Origin of the sequence: Caulobacter segnis (assembly GCF_019931575.1) — a bacterium.
Classification (GTDB): domain Bacteria; phylum Pseudomonadota; class Alphaproteobacteria; order Caulobacterales; family Caulobacteraceae; genus Caulobacter; species Caulobacter segnis_C.
The window spans coordinates 3,842,754-3,867,248 of the sequence record NZ_CP082923.1 but is presented as its reverse complement, the minus strand read 5'-3'; the positions used below and the strand labels follow the sequence as shown (position 1 = coordinate 3,867,248).

The window sequence follows — 24,495 nt, the reverse complement described above, 5'->3', positions numbered from 1 at the left end:
GGACAGAGCTTAGGATCGGCGGCGTCGCCGAGGGAAGGGTGCGACATTTCGGCGCGCTCTCCGGACCCGGGCCCTCGACTCGCGCGGACGTTGATGTCCGTCATGGCTTCCTCCCCCGAAACCCATTTCCGGTCAGGCCTCTCGCTAGATGACCCGGTCGGAGCAAGGTTAAAATTGACAACGCTGTCTGTCGTTGTCATCGTTTCTTCTTAAGCCGGACCTTGAGATCCGGTTCGCGTGGCCAGACCACGGATAGGGAGGCGACCAGGTCGCGGTAATGGCGGTATTCCCGTGTGTTACGGGGCGCCTCTACCCAAAATGGTAGCGATCCCATTCCCCATGGCTAAACGAACCGGGCGTTTCTGACAACGCTTGACGACCAGTGGTCTGTCATGTGATCTGACAACAATGGTCACGGTAACATTGACCAATGGTAGCGCTAACTTGCTGCCACAACGATATAACGGGGAGGTGGACTAATGGGCACGGCCAGCAGGCCGTCCGCGACTCGCGGACGTCATTCAATCACCAACAGTCTGAAGTACGGGGTCTCGGTGTTGGCGCTGGGGGCGCTGGTCATCGGCGCGCCCGCGATGGCGCAGACCAAGGCCGACGACACCGTCGACGAGGTGGTCGTCACCAGCATCAAGCAGAGCCTCAAGAGCAGCCAGCAGCTGAAGCAGTCGTCGGAGATCATCGGCGACTCGATCACCGCCGAGGACATCGGCGCCCTGCCGGACCGTTCGGTGACGGAAGCCCTGCAGCGCGTGCCCGGCGTCTCGATCAACCGTTTCGCCGCCGGCGTCGACCCCGACCACTTCTCGGTCGAAGGCTCGGGCGTGGTCGTCCGTGGCCTGAACTTCGTCCGGTCGGAGCTGAACGGCCGCGACACCTTCACGGCCAACAACGGCCGCATCCTCAGCTTCGCCGACGTGCCCTCGGAACTGATGGGCGGCGTGGACGTGTTCAAGAGCCCCTCGGCCGACCTGATCGAGGGCGGCATCTCGGGCACGGTCAACCTGCGCACCCGCCTGCCGTTCGACAGCAACAAGCGCATCCTGTCGCTGTCGGTCGAGACGAGCTACGGCGACATGGTCAAGACCTGGAAGCCGACCTATTCGGTGCTCTACAGCAACCGCTTCGACACCAATATCGGCGAGTTCGGCATCCTGGGCAGCTTCGTCAGCTCGCGCCTGGCCAGCCGCAGCGACGCCATCCAGGTGTCGAACTTCGGCTGCCGCACCAACCTGGGCGTCGCCGTGGCCGACTGCGGCGTGGCCGGCAAGGGCGTGTGGTTCCCGCGCGGCGCGGCGTTCCGCTCGACCACCAACGACCGCAAGCGCGAGGGCCAGGCGGCCGCCGTGCAGTGGAAGAGCACCGACGGCTCGATGCAGGCCGCGTTCCAGTACCTGCGCTCGAAGTCGCGGACCAAGTGGACCGAGCACGCGGTGGAAATCGCCACCGACAACGTCGCCGGCAATGGCGACTCGCGTCCGATCGACGGCACCTCGTTCACCTTCGACGACAGCGGCGTCTTCACCAACGGCGTCATCACCGGCAGCACGGGCTGGCGCGCCGACCAGACGGGTTCGGACCCGCGCACGCCGATCAACGGCCTGCAGTCGAACAACGTCCGCCGCGACGAGAACCAGGTCAATCTGACCACGGACTACGGCTTCAACTTCAAATGGACGCCGAACGAACACTGGGGCCTGCTGTTCGACGCCCAGCACGTCGACTCCAAGGTCGACGCCATCAGCATGGGTCTGTGGGGCTCGACGTTCCAGAACGCCTCGATCACCCTGCACGGCAACGACGTGCCGGACATCGCCTTCACGGCCCCGGCCAGCGGCTCGTCGATCTCGACCTGCGCGCCGTTCAACGCCAACTGCACGTCCTACCTGCGCGGTTCACACGCCAGCTTCAGCGACCCGTACAACAACTTCTGGCGCTCGGCGATGGACCACATCGAGCAGTCGGAAGGCACCGAGGACGCGGTCAAGTTCGACGTCGAGTACAAGTTCAACGACGACACCTGGTTCGACTCTGTGAAGGCCGGCGTGCGCTGGTCCGAGCGTGACCAGACCACCCGCTTCTCGGCCTACAACTGGGGCGTGGTCTCGGAAATCTGGGGCAGCGGCGGTCCGGTCTGGATGGACGACCCGATCAACGGCAGCCCGACCACCGGCGGCGGGACCAGCAGCGTCGGCGTGGCCGAGACCTTCGCGTTCGACAACTTCATGCGCGGCGCCACCGGCGCGCCGACCGGCGGCCAGCCCCGCCTGTTCTACTCGCAGAACCTGGCCGACAACTACGTGGCCGCCTCGCAGTTCATCATGTCGGTGGGCGACGAGTGGCGCGATCGCCTGTCGGGCGGCTGCCCGCAGAACTGGGTGCCGCTGGCGCAGCGCTGCGGCGTCACCGCCGGCACGCCGTTCCGCCCGCAGGAAATCAACCCGGTCAACGAGAAGACCAAGTCGGCCTATCTGATGACGCGCTTCAAGGGCGACGTCGGCGACTACCGGGTCAGCGGCAATATTGGCCTGCGCTACACCAAGACCAACCGCGAGAGCACGGGCTTCCTGGCGTTCCCGATCTCGACCAGCCTGTCGACCGACGGCGACTGCGCCAAGGCCTTCGCCGACTGGCAGGCCCTGCCGGAGCCCAAGCAGCCGTTCGTCGCCTCGTCGTTCTGCTCGCTGACGCCCCAGGTTCGCGCCGCGGCCCGCGCGTGGCAGAACGGCGCCACGGTGCCGACCACGGCCAAGGCCTCGTTCGAGTACTGGCTGCCCAGCTTCAACCTGAAGGTCATGGCGCCGCACGGCGTGCAGTATCGCGTCGGCCTGTCCAAGACGATCACGCCGCCCGACATCGGCCTGACGCGCAACTACTACAACCTGGCGCTCAACACGAACAACGACGGCATCACCAACGGCCAGCCCACCGGCAATGTGACCGTCGGCAATCCCTTCCTGAAGCCGACCCAGTCCAAGAACATCGACGCCTCGGTCGAATGGTACTTCGCCCCCGTCGGCTCGGTCACGGTCGCGGCCTTCTGGAAGCAGCTGACGGACGTCGCCTTCAACTCGACCGCCCGCGTGCCGTTCACCAACAACGGCGCCACTTTCGACGTGCTGGTCACCACGCCCGGCAACTCGGACAAGAAGGCGACGGTCAAGGGCTTCGAGGTCGGCTACCAGCAGTTCTACGACTTCCTGCCCAAACCGCTGGACGGCCTCGGCATCAACGCCAACTACAGCTATATCGAAAGCTCGGGCGTCCCGCAGAGCACGCTGTCGGCGACCGATCCCGACGTGGCCGCCGGCCGCGTGACGACCGTCGACACCAGCAAGCTGCCGCTGCAGGGCCTGTCCAAGCACAACGCCAACTTCGCGATCATCTACGAGAAGAAGAAGATCTCGGCGCGCCTGGCCTACAACTGGCGCTCGGACTTCCTGCTGACCGTCCGCGACGTGATCATCCCGTACGCGCCGATCATGAACGAGGCGACCGGTCAGCTGGACGGCTCGTTCTTCTACACCGTCAATCCGACCGTGAAGGTCGGCGTCCAGGGCGTGAACCTGCTGAACGAGACGACGCGGACCACGCAGATCCTCGACAGCAACCTGCTCAAGACCGGCCGTTCCTGGTTCGTGAACGACCGCCGCTACACGCTGGTCCTGCGCGCCAGCTTCTAGGGTCCGGGCGTCGCCGGTCCGGGGCCTTCGCCCCGGGGCCGGCGGCGGTCGCGGATGGGTTTCGTCTCCCCTGTCGTTGGGGCCTGTGGGACGACGAGGCTCGGTTACGCCTGCCGACTACCGAGCCTGCGCGATGCGCAGGCTTCTTTTTGGTGATCGAGGCCTTCCTGTCCGCTCACCTCGTGAGCGGGAAGGCCTCGCGCGCATCGCCCTCCAAACGATGCGCGTCTTTCCTGGAGCCCGACATGAGCCTTTCCCGTCGAGACCTGATGCTCGCCGGCGCCGCCACGGCCTTCGCCGGCGCCGCCCACGCTGACGAGACCCCGCTGCGCGACCTCGCCAAGGCCAAGGGCCTCTATTTCGGCAGCGCCGTCGGGGCGGGACCGAAGGGCTCGCTGACCGGCTCGTTCGAGGACCCGAAGTACCGCGCCATCCTGGCCCGCGAGTGCGGCGTGCTGGTGCCGGAGAACGAGCTGAAATGGTACGTGGTTCGCCAGGGCGGGCCGACGCCCTTCCAGTTCGAACGCGCCGACCGCATCGCCGCCTTCGCCAAGGCCAACGGCCAGGCCCTGCGCGGCCACACCCTGCTGTGGCATCACCCGCAGTGGTTCCCCCAGTGGCTGCAGCACTACGACTTCGGCCCCAAGCCCGCCGATGCGGTGGCGAAAATGCTGACCGAGCACATCCGTACGGTCTGCGCCCACTATCCGCAGATGATCTCGTGGGACGTGGTCAACGAGACCGTGGATCCCAAGGACGGCTCGATCCGCCGCACGATCTTTTCCGACGCCATGGGCCAGGAGCAGGTGCTGGACCTGTCCTTCCACGTCGCCCGCGAGGCCGCGCCCAAGGCCCGGCTGGTCTATAACGACTACATGAGCCAGGAGGCCGGCAACGAGAAGCACCGCTACGGCGTGCTGAAGCTGCTGGAGGGCTTCAAGAAGCGCGGGACGCCGGTCGACGCCCTCGGGATCCAGAGCCACATCGGGGCCGAGAACGCGGACAGTTTCACCGGCTTCGGCAAGCCGCAGGCGAAGGACTGGACGGCGTTCCTGAACGACGTCACCGGCATGGGCTACGACCTGCTGGTCACCGAGTTCGACGTCCACGACAAGGGCCTGCCCGCCGCCTTCGGCCCGCGCGACGCCGAGGTCGCCGCTTACGCCAAGGCGTTCCTCGACCAGATGCTGAGCTACAGGCAGACCAAGGAGGTCCTGGCCTGGGGCATGGTCGACAAGTACTCGTGGCTGCAGAACCAGTGGCTGCGCGAGGACAAGCTGCCCAAGCGGCCGACGCTGTACGATGACAACTACAAGCCCAAGCCGCTGCGCGAGGCGGTGGCGGCGGCGCTGCGGGCGGCGCCTTCCAGGTAACGCGACACAAAACACCGCTCATCCCCGCGAAAGCGGGGACCCAAGCGGTGTCGCGGATTGGAGCGCGGCGCGAAGTCACAAGCTCGGCTTGGGTCCCCGCTTTCGCGGGGATGAGCGGTAAAAGGGGATGCGTATGAAGAGATCGATCCTGGCCCTGGCCTTGCTGGCTTCCACCGCCGCGAATGCCGCCCCGAACACCGCCCAGTTCTCCAACTTCGTCTACAGCGGCTCTGACCCCTCGGACGCCGTCCGCGCCGCGCCCGGCCAGTATCGCAACCCGATCCTGCAGGGCTTCCACCCCGACCCCAGCGTCGTGCGGGTCGGCAAGGACTTCTACCTGGTCAACTCGACCTTCGCCTGGTTCCCGGGCTTGCCGGTGTTCCACTCGACCGACCTCGTCCACTGGGAGCAGGTCGGCAACGCCCTGGACCGGCCGGGCATGCTGGATTTCAAGCGGCTGGGCCTGTCGCGGGCGGTGTTCGCCCCGGCCATCACCCATCACGACGGGCTGTTCTACATCCTCAACACCTGCGTCGACTGCGGCGGCAACTTCCTGATCACCGCCAAGGATCCGAAGGGGCCATGGTCGGATCCGGTGTGGCTGCCGGAGGTGGGCGGCATCGACGCCTCGCTGTTCTTCGACGAGGGCGGGGACGGTGGCGGCCGCGCCTGGATCGTCAACAACGACAACCCGCCGGGGCCGGCCGAATATTCGGGTCACCGCGCCATCTGGATCCAGGAGTACGACCCCAAGGCCCGCAAGACGATCGGGCCGCGCTCGGTGCTGCTGGACAAGGGCGTGAACCCCGCCGCCAAGCCGATCTGGCCCGAGGGGCCGCACATCCTGAAGAAGGACGGCTGGTACTATCTGATCGCCGCCGAGGGCGGCACGGCCGAGGGCCACAGCCAGGTCGTGCTGCGCGGCAAGTCGGTGACCGGCCCCTATGTTCCGTACAAGGACAATCCGATCCTGACCCAGCGCGGCCTGCCCAGGGACCGGCCCCTGCCGATCACCTCGGCCGGCCACGCCGACCTGGTCGACACGCCCGACGGCCAGTGGTGGGCGACCTTCCTGGCCGTGCGGCCCTATGGCGACGACCTGTACAACACCGGCCGCGAGACCTTCCTGCTGCCGGTCGAATGGAAGGACGGCTGGCCGATCATTCTGCCCAACGGCCAGACCATCCCCTATGTGAAGACCGCGCCGAAGCTGCCGCCCCCAAGCAAGGAAGGAGCGAAGGCGCCGCCCAGCGCCGGCCCGTTCCGCGTCGCCGAGACCTTCGCCGGACCCGAGCTGCCCAAGAGCTGGATGACCATGCGCATCCCGACCTCGCGCTGGTGGAGCGTGAAGGGCGGCATCCTCAGCCTGGAGGCCCGCAAGGACCGCATCGGCGGCAACGACCAGCCCTCGATCTGGGCGCGCCGCCAGCAGCACATGAACGCCACGGTCTCCACGACGGTCCGCTTCGAGCCCCGGGCCGACGGCGACAAGGCCGGGCTGGTGGCCGTGCAGAACGACGCCTTCTATTGGTTCGTCGGCCTGGTCCGCGACGGCGGCAAGACCCTGGTGCGGGTCGAGAAGCGGGCCGGGGACAAGGACGCCGTGGACGGCGTGGTGGTGGCGGAAAAGGCTGTTTCCCTCGAAAAGAGCCAAGGGCTGAACCTGAAGATCAGCGTGCGCGGCGGGGCGCTGGACTTCGCCTACGGGACCGCGCCGGGAACGTGGGAGACGCTGAAAGCCGACGCCGACGGGACCACCCTGAGCACCAAGGTGGCCGGCGGGTTCGTGGGAACGATGCTGGGGGTCTATGCGCATGGGGCGGAGGACTGAGCCTCATCCCTCCTCCCCATTAGGGGGAGGTGGATCGCCGCGGATACGCGGCGAGACGGTGGGGGTCCGCGAAGCGGTGCTGAAGAGGCCGCGCCCCAAGGCCCCCTCCACCGCCGTTCGGCGGTCCCCCTCCCCCAGAGGGGGAGGAGAGGGGGGCCGTCACCTATACCGATACAGCCTCACCCGCTGGACCCCGAACTCGGTCGGCGGCAGGCGCACGTGCCGGCCCTGGTGGGTCTGGTCGCCGTTCAGCCAGCGGCCGTCGACCCACTGGCCGCCTTCGAACCGCAGCTCGCGCACGCTCTCCAGCCCGACGCTGGCGCCTTCGGTCGCGAAGGTGAGGGTGACGCCGCGTCCCGCCACGATGAATTCGTCCGGTCCGGTCTGGATCATCAGCCCGCCATGCGCGGCGTAGTCTTGTTGGTCCTTGGGCGTCCACGGATCGACCACGGTCACGGTGACGTCCCACGGGCCGAAGCTGGCCTTGCGCGGGGTCAGGTCCACGGTCCCGTCATAGGCGACCGGCGCGCGGAAGCCGCGCATGGTCTTGCCGCCGTCGTGGGTGGTGATCAGCGGCGTCAGCTGGTCCAGCAGCTTGTAGGCCGCGCCCAGGGTCTTCACCCCGCCCTCCGGCAGGTGCTCGATCGAGAAGGGCGAGAAGCCGATCGCGTCGTGCTCGCCGATCGCCCAGAAGGCGTTGGCCGGGGCGGGCGTCTTGCCGGCCTGGTCGGCCTCGGGGATGAACAGCGGCTGGTCGGGCCGGTCGTAGGGCGGCATCCATTTCACGAAGTCGGCGAAGTAGATGTCGGGGCTCAGCATGTCCAAGGACGGCGCCGCCGCGCGCCACAGGTCGATCAGGTGCGGCAGCGGCCCGGCGCTGGGATAGCCGCCCGGAACGGTGTCGGGGCGGGGCAGGGCTGCGTTGACGTACATCGGCAGCGGATAGGCCTTCTTGCCGGCCGCCGTCACCGCCTCGACATAGCGGCCGAAGGTCCAGGCCTGCCACAGCTCGTCGGTCGCCGCCGAGGCGCCGAACACCTGCTCCCAGGTCCCAGTCTGTTTCTCTGGCTTCTTCGCGCCGGTCGCCTTCAGCACCGCCGCCGGCACGGGCTTTGCGAAGTCGTCCTCGGCCGCTTTCGTGTGATCGCGCGCCTGAGGCAGCATGCCGATCTCGTTCTCGACCTGGATCATCAGGACGGTGCGCTTCTCCGCGTCGACCGCCTTCAGGTGGCTCATCATCGCCGCGAACGCCCTGGCGTCGGCGTCGCGGGTGGCGGGGTAGGACGGACTGAGGATCTCGACCGCCTTGCCGTCGTCCTTGCGGGCATAGGGGAAGCGGACCGGGTCGCGCTTCACCCAGGCCGGGGCGTAGGTCGACATGCTGTTCTTCCACGCCCCGAACCACAGCAAAACCAGGCGCATGTCGTTGGCGCGCGCCTGCTGGATCATGCCGTCCAGCACCGTGAAGTCGAACCGGCCCTCGACCGGCTCCAGCTGCTCCCAGGTCACCGGGGCCAGCACGGTGTTGAGGTTGGCGGTCTTCAGCACCGCCCAGTGGTTCGACAGGTCCGCAAGGTCCGAACTCGAGGAATTGCCCAACTCGCCGCCCAGGATCAGGAACGGCTTGCCGTCGACCAGCAGGCGGTGGACGCCGTCCTTGGGAGCGATGCGGGGAAGCTCCTCCGCGTGGGCCGGAACGGCGGCGAGGCCGAGCAAAAGAGCGGCGCTGAGGCGCGATATCGTGTTACGCATGGCAGAGGTCAGATGACGGCATGATGCTTGTAAGATCAATCCTGCAAATCGCCTGCGCGGCGGGCCTGCTGGCGGGGGCGCCGGCCTTCGCCCAGACGCCCCAACGCGATGTCGCCGCGGGCCAGGCGGAGCACGCCCGGATGCTGAAAGCGCTGGGCATCACCAGGCCTCTGCGGCCCGGCGTCGACGGCTACAACAAGACCGCGCCCAACGCCGTGAACTACGACGAGGCCAAGGCTGGGCCGTTCAGCCTGCTGCCCGACCCGCTGGCCTTCCCGGACGGCCGCCCGGTCCCCAATGGCGAGGCCTGGTGGAAGGCCCGCCGCCCGCAGCTGGTCGCCGCCTTCGACAGCGAGGTCTATGGCCGCGTCCCCAAGCACGCGCCGAAGATCACCTGGACGGTGGTCAAGGAGACCAAGACCGTCCGCGCCGGCGTGCCCGTGGTCGAAAAGCGCCTAGCGGGCGTGGCGGACAATAGCCGCGCGCCGGCGATCAAGGTGTCGCTAGATCTGCTGGTGGTCACGCCCGAAGGTCAAAAGGGCGTCCCGCTGATCCTGGAGCTGGGCTTCCCCGACGGTCCGCCCTGGGCCCGCAACCGGCCGCCGCCGCCCGGTCCGGGCCCCTCTTACCAAGACTGGCGCGACCTGGTCCTGGCCAAGGGCTGGGGCTACGCGATCCTCGATCCGACCAGCGTCCAGGCCGACGATCCGGCCAGGTTGAACCAGGGGATCATCGGCCTCGCCAACCGGGGCCATCCGCGCAAGAGCGACGACTGGGGCGCCCTGCGCGCCTGGGCCTGGGGCGCCAGCCGGGCCATCGACTATTTCGAGAGCGACCCGGCCATCGACGCCCAGCGCGTGGGGATCGAGGGCCTGTCGCGCTACGGCAAGGCGGCGCTGGTGGCCATGGCCTACGAGCCGCGCCTGGCCGTGGGGCTGATCGCCTCGTCGGGCGAGGGCGGCGCCAAGCTGCACCGGCGCCAGCGCGGCGAGCAGGTCGAGAACCTTGCCGCCGAGGGCGAGCACCACTGGATGTCCGGCGAGTTCCTGAAATACGCCGGCCCGCTGACCGCCGACGACCTGCCGGTCGACGCCCACGAACTGATCGCCCTGGTCGCGCCCCGGCCGCTGTTCATCAGCGTCGGCAACGACGAGGCCGACGCCTGGACCGACCCGCGCGGCATGTTCATGGCGACCGTGGCGGCGGGACCGGTCTACCGGCTGCTGGGCGCGCGCGACCTGGAGGCGACGACGTATCCGGCCCCGCTGACCCTGCTGGCGACCGGCGACCTGGCGTTCAGGCAACACGAGGGCGGCCACACGCCGGGGCCGAATTGGCCGTACTTCTTGGCGTTCGCGGGGCGGTATCTGGGGAAGTGATCCTCCACCGCATCGCGGCGGAGCATCTTTTCGCCGCGATCTTCGGCTGAACCCTCGCTACGGTGCCCGCCACCGGAATCGAACCCGAAAGACCCCTTGATGCGCCTTCTCGCTCCTCTCGCCCTCGCGGCCTTCCTCGCCGCCGGCGCGGCCAACGCCCAGGTCACGCCGACCGCGCCGCCGCAGCTGAACGCCGGGCCGTCCGCCAACGCCGTGGCCGGCAAGGCCTTCCTGGAGAAGAACGCCAAGGCCCCGGGCGTCGTCGTCCTGCCCTCGGGCCTGCAGTACAAGATCACCACCTCGGGCCCGAAGACTGGCCCGTCGCCGAAGCTGGGCGACATCGTCAAGGTCAACTACGAGGGCAAGCTGCTGAGCGGCGCGGTGTTCGACTCGAGCTTCGCGCGCGGCAAGGCGGCGATCATGCCGGCCGACGGCCTGATCGAAGGCTGGCTGCAGGCCCTGCCGCTGATGCATGTCGGCGACGAATGGACCCTCTACATCCCGTCGGAGCTGGGCTACGGCCCCCGCGACATGGGCGAGATCCCGCCCGACAGCGTGCTGGTGTTTCGGCTGAAGCTAGAAGGCATGCTGGCGGTGGATTGAGGTGTTTCTCCTCCCCATTAGGGGGAGGTGGATCGATGCGAATACGCATCGAGACGGAGGGGGTCCGCGAAGCGGTTCTGCATAGGCCGCGCCCCAAAGCCCCCTCCACCGGCGTTCGCCGGTCCTCCTCCCCAGAGGGGGAGGAGAGAAGTCGCCGCTACTTCGCGCGCGACTTCATCAGCGGCTGGATCTTCTCGCCGAAATCCTCGACCCCCTTCACGAAGTCGTCGAAGGTCAGCAGCACGCCGGCGGTGCCGGGCACCTCGGCGATCTCGTCCATCATGCGGGCGATGCTTTCGTAGCTGCCCACCAGGGTGCCCATGTTCAGGTTCACCGCCGACTCCGGCGCGGCCAGCTGGGTGGTGTTGGTCGTGGCGCCGGCCTTGGCGTTGGGGGCGGCCTGCTGGGTCAGCCAGGCCAGGGCCTCCTGGTCCGCGCCGTCACGATATTTCTGCCACTTGGCCATCGCCTTCTCGTCGGTCTCGTCGGCGATGATCATGAACAGGATGAACGACTGCACGTCGCGGCCGGTCTTGGCGGCGGCGGCCTCCAGGCGTTTGTTGACGTCGGCGAAGGCGGTCGGCGTGTTGGTCCCCTTGCCCAGGGCGAAGCTGTAGTCGGCGTACTGGGCCGTGAAGGCCAGGCCCTCGTCGGACGAGCCGGCGCAGATCAGCTTGGTCTCCTTGGGGTGGGGGCTGACCCGGCAGTCGTCCATGGTGAAGTACTTGCCCTTGAAGTCCGAAACGCCGGTCTCCAGCAGGTCCTTCAGCACGGTCGTGTATTCGGCCAGGTAGTTGTAGCGGTCGGTGTAGTGCTCTTCGCCGGGCCAGAGGCCCATCTGGCTGTACTCGGCCTTCTGCCAGCCGGTGACCAGGTTCACCCCGAAACGGCCGGGGGCGATCGAGTCGATGGTCGAGGCCATGCGCGCCACGATGGCCGGCGGGATGGTCAGGGTGGCGACGGTGGCGAAGATCTTGATCTTGCTGGTCACGGCCGCCAGGCCCGCCATCAGGGTGAAGCTCTCGAGATTGTGCTCCCAGAACTGCGTCTTGCCGCCGAACCCGCGCAGCTTGATCATCGAGAGCGCGAAGTCGAAGCCGTACTTCTCGGCCTTCTGGGTGATCTCCTTGTTCAGCTCGAAGCTGGGCATGTACTGCGGCGAGGTCTCGGAGATGAGCCAGCCGTTGTTGCCGATGGGGATGAAGACGCCGACCTGCATGTTGTTATTCCCCTTGTAGGAAGTTCACGAGCGCCTCGTTGAAGGTCTCGGGATCGGTGACGGTGAAGCCGTGGCCGCCCCAGGCGACCTGCTGGAAGTCGGCGTTGGGCAGCCGGCCCGCCAGGCGCTGGGAGCAGCTCATCGGCACCAGCATGTCGTCGGCGCTGGCGCTGATCAGCACCCGGTGGGTGATCTCGTCCAGCCGCGCGTCGATGTCGAAGGCCAGCAGGGCGTTGATCCGCGCCAGCATCACCTCGCGCGGCGGGAAGCCAGCCACGTGGTGGGCCTCCTCGGCCATCAGCCGGGCATGGTTCCGCGATATCCAGTCGGCCGGATAGAGGAAGATCGGCTGGGCGTGGACATAGGCTTCGGGGCCCGTGTCGTTCAGCAGATGGATGCGGGTGTCGAAGCACCGCTTGATATGCGGATCGGGCCGGGACCAGCCGTTGACCACCACCAGCTTGGCGAGGCGGTCGGGGGCGTCCAGGGCCAGCTGCAGGCCGGCGTTGCCGCCGGCCGCGTGGCCGACGACATGCGCCTTGGCCAGGCCCAGGGCGTCCATGACCTTGACCATGTCGGCGGCCATGTCGGCGACGCCGTAGGGGCCGGGCGGCAGCTCGCGGACGCTGCGGCCCGTGCCCCGGTGGTCGTAGAGCACGACCGGCCAGCGCTCCAGCAAGGCCTGCATCTGCGGGGCCCAGAACGCGCCCGAGCCGCCCAGGCCCGACGACAGCAGCACGACCTCGCGCCCGGCGACGGGGCCGCCGTGCAGCTCGTAGTGGAGGCCGTCGACCAGGCCAGAACTCATGACCCCACCCCCAATCCGCTCATCCCCGCGAAGGCGGGGACCCAAGCCGAGGCAGCGGATTTCAGCTCGGCCGCGTCACGCCCCGAAAGGCCGCTTGGGTCCCCGCTTTCGCGGGGATGAGCGAGGGAGGGATTGGCCATCGCCTCAGCGCTTCCCGATGTGCGCCACGGACGCGATCTCGACCACGAAGCCGGGCTTCACCAGGCCGCACTGGATGCAGTAGCGGGCCGGCTTGTCGCCGGGGAAGTACTCGGCATAGACCTTGTTGATCGTCTGGTAGTTGCTCCAGTCGGTCAGGAAGATGTGGTTCATGGTCACGTCATCCATGGTCCCGCCAGCGGTCTCGATGACCGACTTGATGGTCTCCAGCACCTGGCGGGTCTGGGCCTCGGCGTCGTCGGGGAAGGCGACGTTGTTGTCCTTGTCGAAGGCCAGGGTGCCCGAGACATAGACCACGCCGTCGGCCAGCGTGCCGGGCGAGAAGGGCGCGATGGGCGTGCCCGTGCCGGGCGGGATGATGACGGTCTTGGGCATGGTGGTTCCTCTCTAGGTTCGCGGCGCCAGTTGACCGAACGCCCCCTTGAAGTCGGCCGTGGTCGAGACCCAGCCGAAGAAGGTCTCGATGTTGAACAGGGCGGCCTTCTGGACGAAGTCGGGGCCGGCCTGGTGGGTGGCGTCCTCCAGCACGGTCCCGAAATATTCGAGGAAGAAGCCGTCCCGCAGGGTCGACTCCACGCAGACATTGGTGGCGATGCCGACGAAGACGAGGTGGCGGATGCCGCGCGCGCGCAAAACGCTGTCCAGCTGGCTGTTGAAGAAGCCGCTGTAGCGGGTCTTGTGCAGCTGGATGTCGCCGGGCTGCGGCTTGAGCTCATCGACCAGTTCGTAGTCCCACTGGCCGCGCGCCAGCAGCTTGCCCTGCAGCTCGGGCCGGGCGCGCATGGTCTTCAGGGCGTTGGACTTCCACCAGTTGGGCGAGCCGGGACCGCCGGCTTCCACGTACTGGTCGTCCCAGCCGTTCTGGAAATAGATCACCTGCATGCCCGCGCCGCGGGCCACCTCCAGCACGCCCTTGATCTGCTGGATCACGCCCGCCGCGCCCGAGATGTCGAAGCCGGCCAGGTCCAGATAGCCGCCCGGCGAGGCGTAGGCGTTCTGCATGTCGATGACGATCACCGCCGTGGTCTTGGGATCCACCGGCAGCGGCTCGGGCCGCGCGGGCAGCATGATCGCGCCGGGAGAAAGCGGGGTGATCGACGAGCTCATCGACGCGGCTCCTTGTGAATTCCGGATGGCATGGAATACCATCCCGCAGAACGTTGCAATCCGAACCGTTCGGTCCAAGTTTGACCAAATGGTCCAAGTTCGAGGCGCCATGACCGGGCCAGCCGCCAAGACCGTCAAGCCGCCGCGCAAGGCGAGCGCCCGTCCCGCCGCCAAGCCGGCCTCGGGCGCCCGCAAGCTGGTCAAGGCCGCTCAAACCCTGGGCGAAACCGAGGCGGCGCAGGCGCCCCGAGGCCGCCGGGCACAGGCTGGCGAAGCCCGCAAGGCCGCGATCCTCAAGGGCGCCCTGGCCGTGTTCGCTCGCCAGGGCCTGGACGGGGCCAGCGTCGAGGCCATCGCCCAGGCGGCCGGGATCTCGAAGGCCAACCTGCTCTACTACCACCCCTCCAAGGAGGCGCTGTACGTGGCGGTGCTGGAGCAGGGGCTTTCGCGATGGCTGGCCCCGCTGGCCCGCTTCACCGAGGCCGACGACCCCGCCGACGCCATCGCCGCCCTGATCGCCGCCAAGCTGGTCCTGAGCCGTGACCATCCCGAGGTCTCGCGCCTGTTCGCCCTGGAGATGCTGCGCGGCGCGCCGCTGCTGAAACCGGTGCTGGCCGGCCCGCTGAAGGCGGTGTTCGACGCCAAGGTCGCGGTGGTGCGGGCCTGGGTCGCGGCCGGCCGGTTGGCGCCCGTCGATCCGCCGCACCTGATCTTCGCGATCTGGGCCCTGACCCAGCACTATGCCGACTTCGCCGTCCAGGTGCGGGCGCTGTCGGGCAAGTCCTTGTCCGACAAGGCTTTCATGGACGAGACCCTGGCCGCGGTGACGGCCCTGGTGCTGGACGGGGTAAGGGTCCGCTAACCTCGGACCGCGACCACGCGTCACGTGTCGCGGCCGCGTGCGAGCCGCCATGGTGGCGTCGATGACGCGGCCGACCTCTCCTTCCCTGGACAAAGGCGCGCGGCCGATGCGGCTGATCCTCGGGATCGTCGGCGCGGCCTCGGTGCTGGTGGTCGTCTCGATCCTGGGCGCCCTGGCCCTGATGGCCCTGGCCGCTCGCCAGCTGGACCGGATCGAGGCCGTCGACGAGATCGAGATCACCCAGCGCACGATCGTCCGCGCGCTGGAGCGCATGGAGCGGGAGGTGACCTCGGCCACGGTCTGGGACCAGGCCTACAAGGCCACGGGCTGGACCATCGACGCGCACTGGGCCGACACCGACTTCGCCACCTACTATCACGACCAGTTCAAGCACGACCTGACCTTCGTCGTCCGCTCGGGCCAGGTGGCCTACGCCTCGCTGGACGGCAAGCGGACCCCGGCGGCGGCGCTGGGCGACTTCCCCGAACAGGCCGCGCCGATCGCCGCGATCGTCGCCGCCGACGCCCGCGACGCCCGTCGCGCCGGCCGGCTGAGCACCGCCGGGGAGGTGACCCGCACCGGCCTGATGCGGGTCGACGGGGCGGTCTATCTGACCGCCTTCGCCGCCATCACGCCCGAGAGCCGGTCGGTCGCCGACGCCTATGACGGCCCGCCCGCCATCGTCGTCTCGGCCCGCCGCATGGACCCGGCCTTCATCCGCCAGCTGTCCGACGACCTGGGGCTGGACGCCCTGGCCCTGCTGGACGAGCCCTATGGCAAGGCGCCGCGCGTGACCCTGTCGGACATCCATGGCCGGCCGCTGGCGGCTCTGGCCTGGAAGCCGGTGAATCCTGGCCTGACGCTGCTGAAGAGCATCGCCCCCTGGATCGCCGCCGGCTTCGGGGTGCTGGGCTGCGCCGGCGCGGTGCTGCTGACCCGCGTGACCGAGGCCCTGCGCAAGCTGGAGGCCGGCCGCGTGGCTCTGATCGCCGCCAAGGAACAGGCCGAGGCCGCCAACGAGGCCAAGACCCGCTTCCTGGCCAATATGAGCCACGAGATCCGCACCCCGCTGAACGGCGTGCTGGGCATGGCCCAGGTGATGGCCGCCGACGCCCTGTCCGAGCCCCAGGCCAAGCGCCTGCGGGTGCTGACCGAGTCCGGCCAGTCGCTGCTGGTCCTGCTGAACGACATCCTGGACATCGCCCGCCTGGAGACCCGGGCCGTGCGCCTGCGGGCCGAGCTCTTCGACCTGGCCGCCCTGGTCGAGGCCAGTTGCGCGGCCTTCTCGGGCGCGGCGGCGGCCAAGGAGCTGGGCCTGACCGTCGACATCGCGCCCGAGCTGCGCGGTCGCTGGACGGGCGATCCGATGCGCCTGCGCCAGGTGCTGGGCAACCTGGTGGCCAACGCCATCAAGTTTACCGACGAGGGCGGGGTGACCGTCCGGGTGCGTCCCGCGACCAAGGGCGGCCTGCGCTTCGAGGTCGAGGACACCGGCCAGGGCGTCGCGGCCGAGCACCAGCCGGCGCTGTTCAAGACCTTCTCCCAGGTCGACACCTCGACGACCCGCGCCCACGACGGGGCGGGGCTGGGCCTGTCGATCTGCCGCGAGCTGGTCGAGCTGATGGGCGGGACGATCGGCGTCCACAGCTCGCTGGGCCTGGGCTCCAGCTTCCACTTCACCGTCCCCCTGACCCAGGTCAACGCCGACCGCCCGACGCTGCGGGTCGTGCGCTAGGAGCTCATGATTTCGGGCTCTCCGGGATGACGCACCGGATTGGTAGGGTTTGAAGGGACTGCACGTTCCCTGCGCAGGTCCTTCGTCCGGGCGCCCGATAATTCGCAAACCTGACGCCCGCCAGCCCACTTCTGGCCCCGCGCATCTCGCCCCCGTCGGCGCGCGCGTGCGCCCCTGACGCTGCATCGCCGACTCCTTCGCGGGTTTGGGGCGGTTCAGTTGGGAATGGGCTTTTGATGGATTCGCGTTCCGGGGCGCCGACCAGGCGTCAGCTTCTTTCCGCCATCGCCAAGGTCGGCGGCACGGCGGCTCTGTACCAGGCGATGACCACGCTGGGCCACGCGGCCGAGACCCAGTTCCACGGCCCGCCCGGCCTGCAGGGCGCGCGGCCGGGAGCTTCGGTGATCGTGCTGGGCGCGGGCCTGGCCGGCATGCTGGCGGCGTTCGAGCTGCGCAAGGCCGGCTACAAGGTCCAGGTCCTGGAGTTCCAGAACCGCGCCGGCGGCCGCAACTGGTCGCTGCGCGGCGGCGATACCTATACCGAGCTGGGCGGCGCGACCCAGAAGGTGGCCTTCTCGCCCGGCAACTACCTGAACCCCGGCCCCTGGCGGATCCCGCACCACCACCGCACGCTGCTGCACTACTGCAAGCAGTTCGGCGTGGCCCTGGAGCCGTTCATCCAGTTCAACCACTCGGGCTGGGTCCACTCGTCCCAGGCCTTCGGCGGCAAGCCGGTGCGCTTCAACACCGCCGCGGCCGATTTCGAGGGCAACATCGCCGAGCTGCTGGCCAAGTCGGTCAACGCCAAGGCCCTTGACGACACGGTCACGCAAGAAGACCGCGACAAGCTGCTGGAGGCCCTGAAGGGCTGGGGCATGCTGGACAACGACTACAAGTACTCGGCGTCCCTGCGGGCCTCCTCGCACCGGGGCTTCGAGCGGCCGGGCGGCGGCGGGGTCAATGGCGCGCCGATCCCGTCCAAGGACCTCTACGGCCTGCACGACGTGCTGGACCCGCAGGTCTGGACCTCGATGGCCTTCTTCATGGGTCACGAGATGCAGACCACCATGTTCCAGCCGGTGGGCGGCATGGACATGATCGGCAAGGCCTTCGCCAAGCAGGTCGAAGGGCTGATCACCTACAACGCCAAGGTCTCCAAGATCGCCCAGGACGACAAGGGCGTCGTGGTCAGCTGGACCGACACGGCCACGGGCAAGACCGCCGACGCCAAGGCCGACTGGTGCGTCTGTACGATCCCGCTGGGGATCCTGGGCCAGATGGACTTGGCTGTGACCGACGAGATGATGGCCGCCATCAAGGCCGTGCCCTATTCGGGCCAGGTCAAGATCGGCCTGGAGATGAAGCGCCGCTTCTGGGAGGAGGACGACTTCATCTATGGCGGCCACAGCTTCACCGACCAGGAGATCGCCCTGATCTCGTATCCGAACAACAACATGTTCAAGGACGGGCCGGCGGTGCTGCTGGGCGCCTTCGCGCGCGAGATGGGGGCCTATCGCCTGTCGGGCATGACGCCCGAGCAGCGGATCGAGGTGGCCCTGCAGCAGGGTTCGGTGCTGCACCCGGAGAGCTATCGCAAGGAGTTCGCCAGCGGCGCCTCGGTGGCCTGGAGCCGCGTGCCTTGGACCCTGGGCTGCTGCGCCCGCTGGAACGAGGACACCCGCAAGGAGCACTACCAGACCCTGGTCGGCATGGACCGCCGCATCGTCCTGGCGGGCGAGCACGCCAGCTATGTCGGCTGCTGGATGGAGGGCGCGCTGCTGTCGTCCATCGACGCCATCACCCGTCTGCACAAGCGCGCGCTGGAGGCGTGATCATGAGCAAGATCGTTCTGTCCGCGGCGCTGGCCGCCTCGCTCCTGGCCATGCCCGCCATCGCCCAGACCCCGGCCAGCGGAGACACCGGCGGCGGCATCGTCCGCGCGCAGAAGCCCGTGACTGGCGAGCAGGTCTATGGCGCGGTCTGCCAGGCCTGCCACATGGCCGACGCCAAGGGCGGGACGGGGGCGGGGACCATTCCGGCCCTGGCGTCCAATCCCAAGCTGGCCGGCGCGGCCTATCCGATCATGGTGGTGACCGGCGGCAAGGGCGCCATGCCCGGCTTCGTCGGCACGCTGAGCAACGCCCAGATGGCCGAGGCGATCACCTATGTCCGGACGCACTTCGGCAATGCGTACGCCAAGCCGGTGACGGAGGCCGACGTGGCGAAGATCGCCAAGCCGCCGGCGGCGGCGAGTCACTGAGGGGGATGTGAACTCTCCTCCCCATTAGGGGGAGGTGGATCGATGCGAATACGCATCGAGACGGAGGGGGTCCGCGAAGCGGTTCTGACGTTCAGCGCCCAAAGCCCCCTCCACCGGCGTTCGCCGGTCCCCCTCCCCCAGAGGGGGAGGAGAGGGCGACGCTCACCCTTCGCCCTCCACCACCGCCGCGATGCTCTCCAACTGCAGCCGGATGCCGTGCTCGCGGCCTTCGGCCGAATAGTACCCGTCCAGGAACGCCCCCATCTCGGTGACCACCAGGCGCGTCCCGGCGCCCTCCGGCCGGAACTCCAGGTCGCGACCGAGGCCGAGGCCAGCGGCTCGCCGTGGTGCATCCAGTAGGCGTAGACGATCCGCTCGTCGGGGATGATCTCCAGATAGCGGTTGTAGAACCGGTGCGGCGGATCGCCGGGCGAGCCGCCGATGCTGTGCTCCTCGCCGCCGACACGGAAGTCGTACTTCTGGTCGGGCGGGCCCCATTCCTCCGGGCCCTTGAACCACCGCTTCTTCTTCTCCGGATCGGCGAAGGCGGCGAACACCCGGGCCGGCGCGGCGGCGTAGACGCGCTCGACGGTGAAGCTGGCGTGGACGACGTTTCGATCTGTCATTTGGTGTCCTCGTCCTCGGCCGCCAGGAACGCGCCGAGCCTGTCGAGGCGCTGCTCCCACTGGGTGCGCCTCTGGTTGATCCATTGTTCGGCGAGGCTCAGGACGTCGGGATTGATCCGGCAGGTGCGCACCCGGCCGACCTTTTCCGACGCCACGATCCCGCCTGCCTCCAGCATGGCCAGGTGCTGCATGACCGCCGGCAGCGACATGTCCAGCGGCCGCGCCAGTTCGCTCACCGAGGCGGGACCTCTGGAGAGCCGCTCGACCATGCTCCGCCGCGCGGGGTCCGCGAGGGCTTGGAACATCAGATCGAGCGAAGGCTGTTGGTTAGGCATGGGGTTAAGTATCGAGGGGTGGGGAAATGGTCAAGTGATTACTTAAGTGTTTGGGCAAAAGAAATCCTCCCCCTGAGGGGGAGGACCTTGATTTCTCCTCCCCCTCAGGGGGAGGGGGACCGGCGAACGCCGGTGGAGGGGGCTTGGGGGCGCTCAACCTCAGAACCGCTTGCGCGGACCCCCTCCGTCTCGATGCGTATCCGCATCGAGCCACCTCCCCCTAATGGGGAGGAGGGCTTTGATCGTCAGCCGATCTTCACCTTGCCATCGACCCGCCGCGCGATGCCCAGCGGGTTGTCGGTCTTCAGCTCGGCCGGCAGCAGGGCTTCGGGCAGGTTCTGGTAGCTGACCGGGCGCAGGAAGCGGGCGATGGCCAGGGTGCCGACCGAGGTCGTGCGGCCGTCGCTGGTCGAGGGGAACGGGCCGCCGTGGACCATGGCGTTGGCCACCTCCACCCCGGTGCCGAAGCCGTTGACCAGGATGCGGCCGGCCTTCAGCTCGAGCGCCGGCAGCAGGGCGCCGGCCAGGGCGTGGTCGCCGGCGTCCAGGTGGATGGCGATGGTCAGCTGGCCTTCCAGGGCGTCGATGACCTGGGCCAGCTCGGCCTGGTCGGCGGCGCGGACCACCACCGAGGCGGCGCCGAACACCTCCTCGTGCAGGTGCGGATTGGCCAGGAAGGCCTTGGCCGCGACGCTGAACAGGGCCGCGCGGCCGGTGTGGCTGCCGTCGGGACCCGGGACGCCGCGCGCCACGGTGGTGACTTCCGAGGCCTCGCTCAGGGCCGCGACCCCATGCGCGAAGGCCTTGCAGATGCCGGGGGTCAGCATGACCGCGGCCGGGGCGGCCTCGACCGCCTGGCCGGCGGCCGCGACGAAGGCGTCCAGCTCGGGGCCGTCGATGGCCAGGATCAGGCCGGGATTGGTGCAGAACTGGCCCGCGCCCAGGGTCAGGGCGGCCACGAAGTCCGGAGCGATCTTCTCGCCACGCGCCTTCAGAGCTTCCGGCAGCAGGATCGCCGGATTGATGCTGCTCATCTCGGCATAGAGCGGGATCGGCTCGGGGCGGCCCTGGGCGATGGCCAGCAGGGCCAGGCCGCCGCGGCGCGACCCGGTGAAGCCGGCCGCCTTGACGCGCGGATCGGCGACCAGGGCTTGGCTGACCTCGTAGCCGCTGTCGTGGATCATCGAGAACACGCCCGGGTGCAGGCCGACCGAGGCGACGGCGGCCTGGATGGCGCGGCCGACCAGCTCCGAGGTCCCGGGGTGTGCGGGATGCGCCTTGACGATGACCGGGCAGCCGGCCGCCAGGGCGCTGGCGGTGTCGCCGCCGGCCACCGAGAAGGCCAGCGGGAAGTTCGACGCCCCGAACACGGCCACCGGGCCCAGCGGCACGTTGCGCAGGCGCAGGTCCGGACGCGGCAGGGGCTTGCGGTCGGGCAGGGCCGGGTCGACGCGGGCGTCCAGGAAGCCGCCGTCGCGCAGCACGCTGGCGAACAGGCGCAGCTGGCCGGTGGTGCGGCCGCGCTCGCCTTCCAGGCGGGGGCGGGGCAGGCCGGTCTCAGCCATCACCCGGACGATCAGGTCGTCGCCGATCGCCTCGATGTGCTCGGCGATGGCTTCCAGGAACGTCGCGCGGGTCTCGTACGAGAGGGCGCGGTAGCTGGCGAAGGCCTCATGGGCCAGCGCGGCGGCGGCCTCGACATCGGCCTTGGTCGCGCCGCCGAACGCGGGTTCCAGGATCTCGCCGGTCGCGGGGTTGACCCCCTTGATCTCGCCGTTGCCGCCCTTGCGGCTCTCGCCGCCGATCAGAAGCTCGCCCGTCAGATGCACGTTGGTCGTCCCTGCAAGGTTTGAAGTGGTCGTCGCATAAATGGGAGCGCTAACATGACATGTCCATGCGCGCGCTCGCCGGGTTGGGCGTTATTGTCTGAGGAAACCCTTCCCCGGAGGCGCCCTTGAAAGCCCGTTTCGCCGACGCCGCCAAGTCCCTGTTCGAGATTCCGGGCGGTCCGCGCGTCGATTTTACCGCTCCGGCGGGCGAAGCGGCCCTGGCGGCGGCGGATTCGGTGTCGTGGCGGGTGTTCAAGAACCCGGTCGCCCTGTTCGTCGGCGGGGTCACGGCGGTGATCCTGGAACTGGCCGAGCCGCGCGTGCGCACCGGGGTGTGGGAGCACTCCAGCTTCCGCACCGACCCGTTGACGCGGCTCAAGCGCACCGGCCTGGCGGCCATGGTCACGGTCTATGGCGCGCGCTCGGTCGCCGAGGCCATGATCGCCGGGGTCGGCCGCCAGCACGCGCGGGTGGCCGGGACCACGCCCGACGGGACCGCCTACCGCGCCGACGCGGTCGAGCTCTTGGACTGGGTGCAGGCCACGGCCAGCTTCGGCTTCATGGGCGCCTATCACGCCTTGGCCCAGCCCCTGTCCCGCGCCGACCGCGATCGCTTTTACGCCGAGGCTGCCCCCGCCGCGCGCCTGTACGGCGCCCTGGGCGCGCCGACCTCGGAGGCCGACTGGGAAGTCCAGCTGGCCGCCATGCTGCCCCGGCTGGAGCGCTCGGACATCGTGCTGGAGTTCCTGGGGCTGATGCGGGCGGTGAAGGTCGCCGGACCGCTCAGTCGCCTGCAGCATCCGCTGATCCGGGCGGCGGTGGGGCTGGTCCCCGCGCCGGTGCGGGACGTGCTGGGCCTGGGCCGTGAATGGCTGCCGAGGCCCCTGGAACTGCCGGTCATCCGCGCCGCCGCCCGCCTAGCCGACCGGACGCCGATCCCCGGCGCGCCGCCCTGGGAGGCGAGCGTGCGGATGGGGCTGCCGGGGAACTGGTTGTACCGGCGGTGACGGACAGTCTCTCCTCCCCCTTAGGGGGAGGGGGACCGCCGAATGGCGGTGGAGGGGGCTTTGGGGCGCGGCCTCTTCAGCACCGCTTCGCGGACCCCCTCCGTCTCGATGCGTATCCGCATCGATCCACCTCCCCCTAATGGGGAGGAGGGACCACGAGCATTCAGCGCCCTCAATCCCCGGCGTTCGCGAGATCGAATCCCACGAAATCAACCGCTTGTCACTTTTACGCGCCCCTGAATGATCCGCGCCCGCTGGCGCCGTATCTTTGTGTCATGGCCGGAAGAAGCGACGAGGTCAGGGACTGGAGCGAGACGCTGCAGACCCGCCTCATGGGGCGACTGAGCGCCCTCTGGACCCGGCTCGAAGCGACCAAGGATCCCGCCGAAATCGCCCAGATCGAGAAGGAGGCCCGCACCTGCGGCGTCTTCGCGCGCTCGGCCAAGGCGATCGCGACCATGGTTCCCGAGCCTAACGCCAAGCCCCCCGCCGACGAGGCGGCCAATGACGACGACGAGGTCTCCATGCATGCCGACATCCCGGACGACCCCGAGGAAATTCAGGCCGCTCTTGTCGCCCGCTTTGCTCGCATCGCTGATCTCGTCGAGCGAAAGCGGCGAGCGGATCAAGCTGATGGCGGAAGCGACGGCGGGGCTGGAGCCGCTGGACCAGCAGCGCCTGCTCAGCGCGATCCTGGCTGACCCGCTCGAGCATCAGCAGGCGCCGGACTACAAGTCTTGGACCACTTGGCTGATGCTGGGCGGGCGCGGCGCGGGCAAGACCTTCGCCGGGGCGCGCTGGATCACTTGGAACGCCCTAACCTATCCGGCGCTGGCCCTGGTCGGGCCCACCCTGCACGACGTGCGCGAGGTGATGATCGAGGGGCCGTCGGGGCTGAAGGCGATGGGCGGGCCGCTGTTCCGCCCGCGCTGGGAGGCCTCGCGCCGGCGCCTGGTCTGGCCCAACGGCGCCACCGCCTACGCCTTCTCGGCCGAGGATCCCGACAGCCTGCGCGGGCCACAGTTCCACGCCGCCTGGGCCGACGAATTCTGCGCCTGGCCCAAGCCCGCTGAGACCCTGGCCATGCTGCGCTTCGGCCTGCGGCTGGGCGAGGATCCGCGCCTGGTCGTGACCTCGACGCCGCGCCCGCTGCGGGCGCTGAAGGCCCTGATGGCCGAGCCGGGGGTCCATGTCAGCCGCGCGGGCACGGTCGCCAACGCCGCCAACCTGGCCCCGGCCTTCCTGCGCACGCTGGAGAGCCTCTATGGCGGCACCCGCCTGGCCGCTCAGGAGCTGGACGGGGTGATCGTCGAGAGCGACGGCGGCCTGTTCCGCGCCGAGGACCTGGCGCGATGCCGGGCGGCCCGGCCCGCGCGGCTGGACCGCGTGGTGGTCGCCGTCGACCCGCCCGCCACGGCGACCGGCGACGCCTGCGGGATCGTGGTCGTTGGCCGCCGCGACGACCGCGCCTTCGTCCTGGCCGACGAGACCGCGCGCGGCCTTTCCCCCGCCGGCTGGGCCGCGAAGGCGGTCGCGGCCGCGCGGGCCTGGACCGCCGACGCCCTCGTGGCCGAGGCCAACCAGGGCGGCGACATGGTCCGCAGCGTCCTGGCCCAGGCCGACCCGCCGTGCCGGGTCAAGCTGGTGCGGGCCTCGGTGGGCAAGCGCGCTCGGGCCGAACCCGTGGCGGCTCTGTACGAACAAGGCCGCGTCCTCCACTGCGGCGCCTTCGTTGCACTGGAGGAGGAGCTGATGGCCCTGGGCTCCGGCGAACTGGAACACAGCCCCGACCGCGCCGACGCCCTGGTCTGGGCGGTGAGCGAGTTGATGCTGGGTGTCGGTCGAACACCGAGGCTGCGGGCTCTGTGATCAAGATCCTCTCCCGCGATGCGGGGGAGGTGGCCCGGAGGAC

17 protein-coding genes and 5 pseudogenes are annotated in these 24,495 nt (G+C 69.1%); 13 read left to right on the top strand and 9 right to left on the bottom strand.

The features are described 5' to 3' along the window. Nucleotides 1-479 precede the first annotated feature (479 nt). The 3 genes and pseudogenes from K8940_RS17760 to K8940_RS17750 all read left to right on the top strand — a co-directional run bounded on the left by K8940_RS17760 (nucleotide 480) and on the right by K8940_RS17750 (nucleotide 6,902). A complete protein-coding gene (locus K8940_RS17760) occupies nucleotides 480-3,698 on the top strand; it encodes a TonB-dependent receptor (RefSeq protein WP_223391393.1) in 3,219 nt (1,072 codons plus the stop codon). A gap of 220 nt (nucleotides 3,699-3,918) precedes the next feature. Further along, nucleotides 3,919-5,071, top strand: a pseudogene (locus tag K8940_RS17755) (endo-1,4-beta-xylanase). A 133-nt stretch (nucleotides 5,072-5,204) separates the two neighbouring features. Continuing rightward, entirely contained in the window at nucleotides 5,205-6,902 is a 1,698-nt protein-coding gene (locus tag K8940_RS17750) for a glycoside hydrolase family 43 protein (RefSeq protein WP_223391392.1), read from the top strand. Between the two features lie 159 nt (nucleotides 6,903-7,061). Here the strand turns inward: K8940_RS17750 and K8940_RS17745 are convergent. Beyond that, nucleotides 7,062-8,676 (bottom strand): annotated as a pseudogene (locus K8940_RS17745) (DUF5597 domain-containing protein). A gap of 1 nt (nucleotide 8,677) precedes the next feature. Between K8940_RS17745 and K8940_RS17740 the strand changes: the two are divergent. Together K8940_RS17740 and K8940_RS17735 are read left to right on the top strand one after the other, a co-directional pair. Then, on the top strand, nucleotides 8,678-10,033 hold the full coding sequence (locus K8940_RS17740) for an alpha/beta hydrolase family protein (RefSeq protein ID WP_223391391.1): 1,356 nt from the start codon (nucleotides 8,678-8,680) through the stop codon (nucleotides 10,031-10,033). A 99-nt stretch (nucleotides 10,034-10,132) separates the two neighbouring features. Next, nucleotides 10,133-10,636: an FKBP-type peptidyl-prolyl cis-trans isomerase gene (locus K8940_RS17735; protein WP_223391390.1), complete on the top strand. Its 504-nt coding sequence runs from the start codon at nucleotides 10,133-10,135 to the stop codon at nucleotides 10,634-10,636. Nucleotides 10,637-10,793: 157 nt separating this feature from the next. On the opposite strand, the gene rutA is transcribed toward K8940_RS17735, so the two are convergent. The 4 genes from rutA to rutB all read right to left on the bottom strand — a co-directional run bounded on the left by rutA (nucleotide 10,794) and on the right by rutB (nucleotide 13,929). Beyond that, on the bottom strand, nucleotides 10,794-11,855 hold the full coding sequence (gene rutA, locus K8940_RS17730) for a pyrimidine utilization protein A (protein ID WP_223391389.1): 1,062 nt from the start codon (nucleotides 11,853-11,855) through the stop codon (nucleotides 10,794-10,796). Nucleotides 11,856-11,859: 4 nt separating this feature from the next. Continuing rightward, nucleotides 11,860-12,663 (bottom strand): pyrimidine utilization protein D, encoded by an 804-nt coding sequence (gene rutD / locus K8940_RS17725; RefSeq protein WP_223391388.1) that lies wholly within the window; start codon nucleotides 12,661-12,663, stop codon nucleotides 11,860-11,862. Between the two features lie 144 nt (nucleotides 12,664-12,807). Continuing rightward, entirely contained in the window at nucleotides 12,808-13,197 is a 390-nt protein-coding gene (gene rutC, locus K8940_RS17720) for a pyrimidine utilization protein C (RefSeq protein WP_223391387.1), read from the bottom strand. A 12-nt stretch (nucleotides 13,198-13,209) separates the two neighbouring features. Further along, nucleotides 13,210-13,929: a pyrimidine utilization protein B gene (gene rutB, locus K8940_RS17715; RefSeq protein ID WP_223391386.1), complete on the bottom strand. Its 720-nt coding sequence runs from the start codon at nucleotides 13,927-13,929 to the stop codon at nucleotides 13,210-13,212. A 109-nt stretch (nucleotides 13,930-14,038) separates the two neighbouring features. On the opposite strand from rutB, the gene rutR reads away from it, so the two are divergent. From rutR to K8940_RS17690, 5 genes and pseudogenes are all read left to right on the top strand, one after another. Continuing rightward, nucleotides 14,039-14,791 (top strand): HTH-type transcriptional regulator RutR, encoded by a 753-nt coding sequence (gene rutR / locus K8940_RS17710; protein WP_223391385.1) that lies wholly within the window; start codon nucleotides 14,039-14,041, stop codon nucleotides 14,789-14,791. A gap of 106 nt (nucleotides 14,792-14,897) precedes the next feature. After that, nucleotides 14,898-16,526 (top strand): ATP-binding protein, encoded by a 1,629-nt coding sequence (locus tag K8940_RS17705; protein WP_223391384.1) that lies wholly within the window; start codon nucleotides 14,898-14,900, stop codon nucleotides 16,524-16,526. Nucleotides 16,527-16,762: 236 nt separating this feature from the next. Continuing rightward, nucleotides 16,763-18,358, top strand: a complete 1,596-nt coding sequence (locus K8940_RS17700; RefSeq protein WP_223391383.1) for a flavin monoamine oxidase family protein — start codon at nucleotides 16,763-16,765, stop codon at nucleotides 18,356-18,358. Nucleotides 18,359-18,360: 2 nt separating this feature from the next. After that, entirely contained in the window at nucleotides 18,361-18,786 is a 426-nt protein-coding gene (locus tag K8940_RS17695) for a c-type cytochrome (protein WP_223391382.1), read from the top strand. Between the two features lie 84 nt (nucleotides 18,787-18,870). Beyond that, nucleotides 18,871-18,948, top strand: a pseudogene (locus K8940_RS17690) (hypothetical protein); the annotation flags it as partial. Between the two features lie 206 nt (nucleotides 18,949-19,154). On the opposite strand, the pseudogene K8940_RS17685 reads toward K8940_RS17690, so the two are convergent. From K8940_RS17685 to K8940_RS17675, 4 genes and pseudogenes are all read right to left on the bottom strand, one after another. Continuing rightward, nucleotides 19,155-19,412, bottom strand: a pseudogene (locus tag K8940_RS17685) (SRPBCC domain-containing protein); the annotation flags it as partial. Further along, a complete protein-coding gene (locus tag K8940_RS17680; protein ID WP_223391381.1) occupies nucleotides 19,409-19,717 on the bottom strand; it encodes an ArsR/SmtB family transcription factor in 309 nt (102 codons plus the stop codon). The gene K8940_RS17680 and the pseudogene K8940_RS17685, both read right to left, overlap by 4 nt. Before the next feature lie 72 nt (nucleotides 19,718-19,789). Then, nucleotides 19,790-19,888, bottom strand: a pseudogene (locus K8940_RS23960) (hypothetical protein); the annotation flags it as partial. 104 nt (nucleotides 19,889-19,992) lie between these two features. After that, on the bottom strand, nucleotides 19,993-21,576 hold the full coding sequence (locus K8940_RS17675) for an aldehyde dehydrogenase (NADP(+)) (RefSeq protein WP_223391380.1): 1,584 nt from the start codon (nucleotides 21,574-21,576) through the stop codon (nucleotides 19,993-19,995). A gap of 125 nt (nucleotides 21,577-21,701) precedes the next feature. Between K8940_RS17675 and K8940_RS17670 the strand changes: the two genes are divergently transcribed. The 3 genes from K8940_RS17670 (at nucleotide 21,702) to K8940_RS17665 (ending at nucleotide 24,452) form a co-directional block, all read left to right on the top strand. Next, the gene (locus tag K8940_RS17670; RefSeq protein WP_223391379.1) at nucleotides 21,702-22,583 is read left to right on the top strand and encodes an oxygenase MpaB family protein; all 882 of its coding nucleotides are present in this window, start codon (nucleotides 21,702-21,704) and stop codon (nucleotides 22,581-22,583) included. Nucleotides 22,584-22,858: 275 nt separating this feature from the next. Further along, the gene (locus tag K8940_RS23955; protein ID WP_411675565.1) at nucleotides 22,859-23,284 is read left to right on the top strand and encodes a hypothetical protein; all 426 of its coding nucleotides are present in this window, start codon (nucleotides 22,859-22,861) and stop codon (nucleotides 23,282-23,284) included. Then, on the top strand, nucleotides 23,166-24,452 hold the full coding sequence (locus K8940_RS17665; RefSeq protein ID WP_411675564.1) for a DNA-packaging protein: 1,287 nt from the start codon (nucleotides 23,166-23,168) through the stop codon (nucleotides 24,450-24,452). Before K8940_RS23955 ends, K8940_RS17665 begins: the two co-directional genes overlap by 119 nt. Nucleotides 24,453-24,495: the final 43 nt, after the last annotated feature.

Bases quoted from the DNA above. Each gene is read 5' to 3' on its own strand.
- K8940_RS17760 (WP_223391393.1), top strand. From the start codon at position 480: ATGGGCACGGCCAGCAGGCCGTCCGCGACTCGCGGACGTCATTCAATC.
- K8940_RS17750 (WP_223391392.1), top strand. From the start codon at position 5,205: ATGAAGAGATCGATCCTGGCCCTGGCCTTGCTGGCTTCCACCGCCGCG.
- K8940_RS17740 (WP_223391391.1), top strand. From the start codon at position 8,678: ATGCTTGTAAGATCAATCCTGCAAATCGCCTGCGCGGCGGGCCTGCTG.
- K8940_RS17735 (WP_223391390.1), top strand. From the start codon at position 10,133: ATGCGCCTTCTCGCTCCTCTCGCCCTCGCGGCCTTCCTCGCCGCCGGC.
- rutA (WP_223391389.1), bottom strand. From the start codon at position 11,855: ATGCAGGTCGGCGTCTTCATCCCCATCGGCAACAACGGCTGGCTCATC.
- rutD (WP_223391388.1), bottom strand. From the start codon at position 12,663: ATGAGTTCTGGCCTGGTCGACGGCCTCCACTACGAGCTGCACGGCGGC.
- rutC (WP_223391387.1), bottom strand. From the start codon at position 13,197: ATGCCCAAGACCGTCATCATCCCGCCCGGCACGGGCACGCCCATCGCG.
- rutB (WP_223391386.1), bottom strand. From the start codon at position 13,929: ATGAGCTCGTCGATCACCCCGCTTTCTCCCGGCGCGATCATGCTGCCC.
- rutR (WP_223391385.1), top strand. From the start codon at position 14,039: ATGACCGGGCCAGCCGCCAAGACCGTCAAGCCGCCGCGCAAGGCGAGC.
- K8940_RS17705 (WP_223391384.1), top strand. From the start codon at position 14,898: ATGCGGCTGATCCTCGGGATCGTCGGCGCGGCCTCGGTGCTGGTGGTC.
- K8940_RS17700 (WP_223391383.1), top strand. From the start codon at position 16,763: ATGGATTCGCGTTCCGGGGCGCCGACCAGGCGTCAGCTTCTTTCCGCC.
- K8940_RS17695 (WP_223391382.1), top strand. From the start codon at position 18,361: ATGAGCAAGATCGTTCTGTCCGCGGCGCTGGCCGCCTCGCTCCTGGCC.
- K8940_RS17680 (WP_223391381.1), bottom strand. From the start codon at position 19,717: ATGTTCCAAGCCCTCGCGGACCCCGCGCGGCGGAGCATGGTCGAGCGG.
- K8940_RS23955 (WP_411675565.1), top strand. From the start codon at position 22,859: ATGGCCGGAAGAAGCGACGAGGTCAGGGACTGGAGCGAGACGCTGCAG.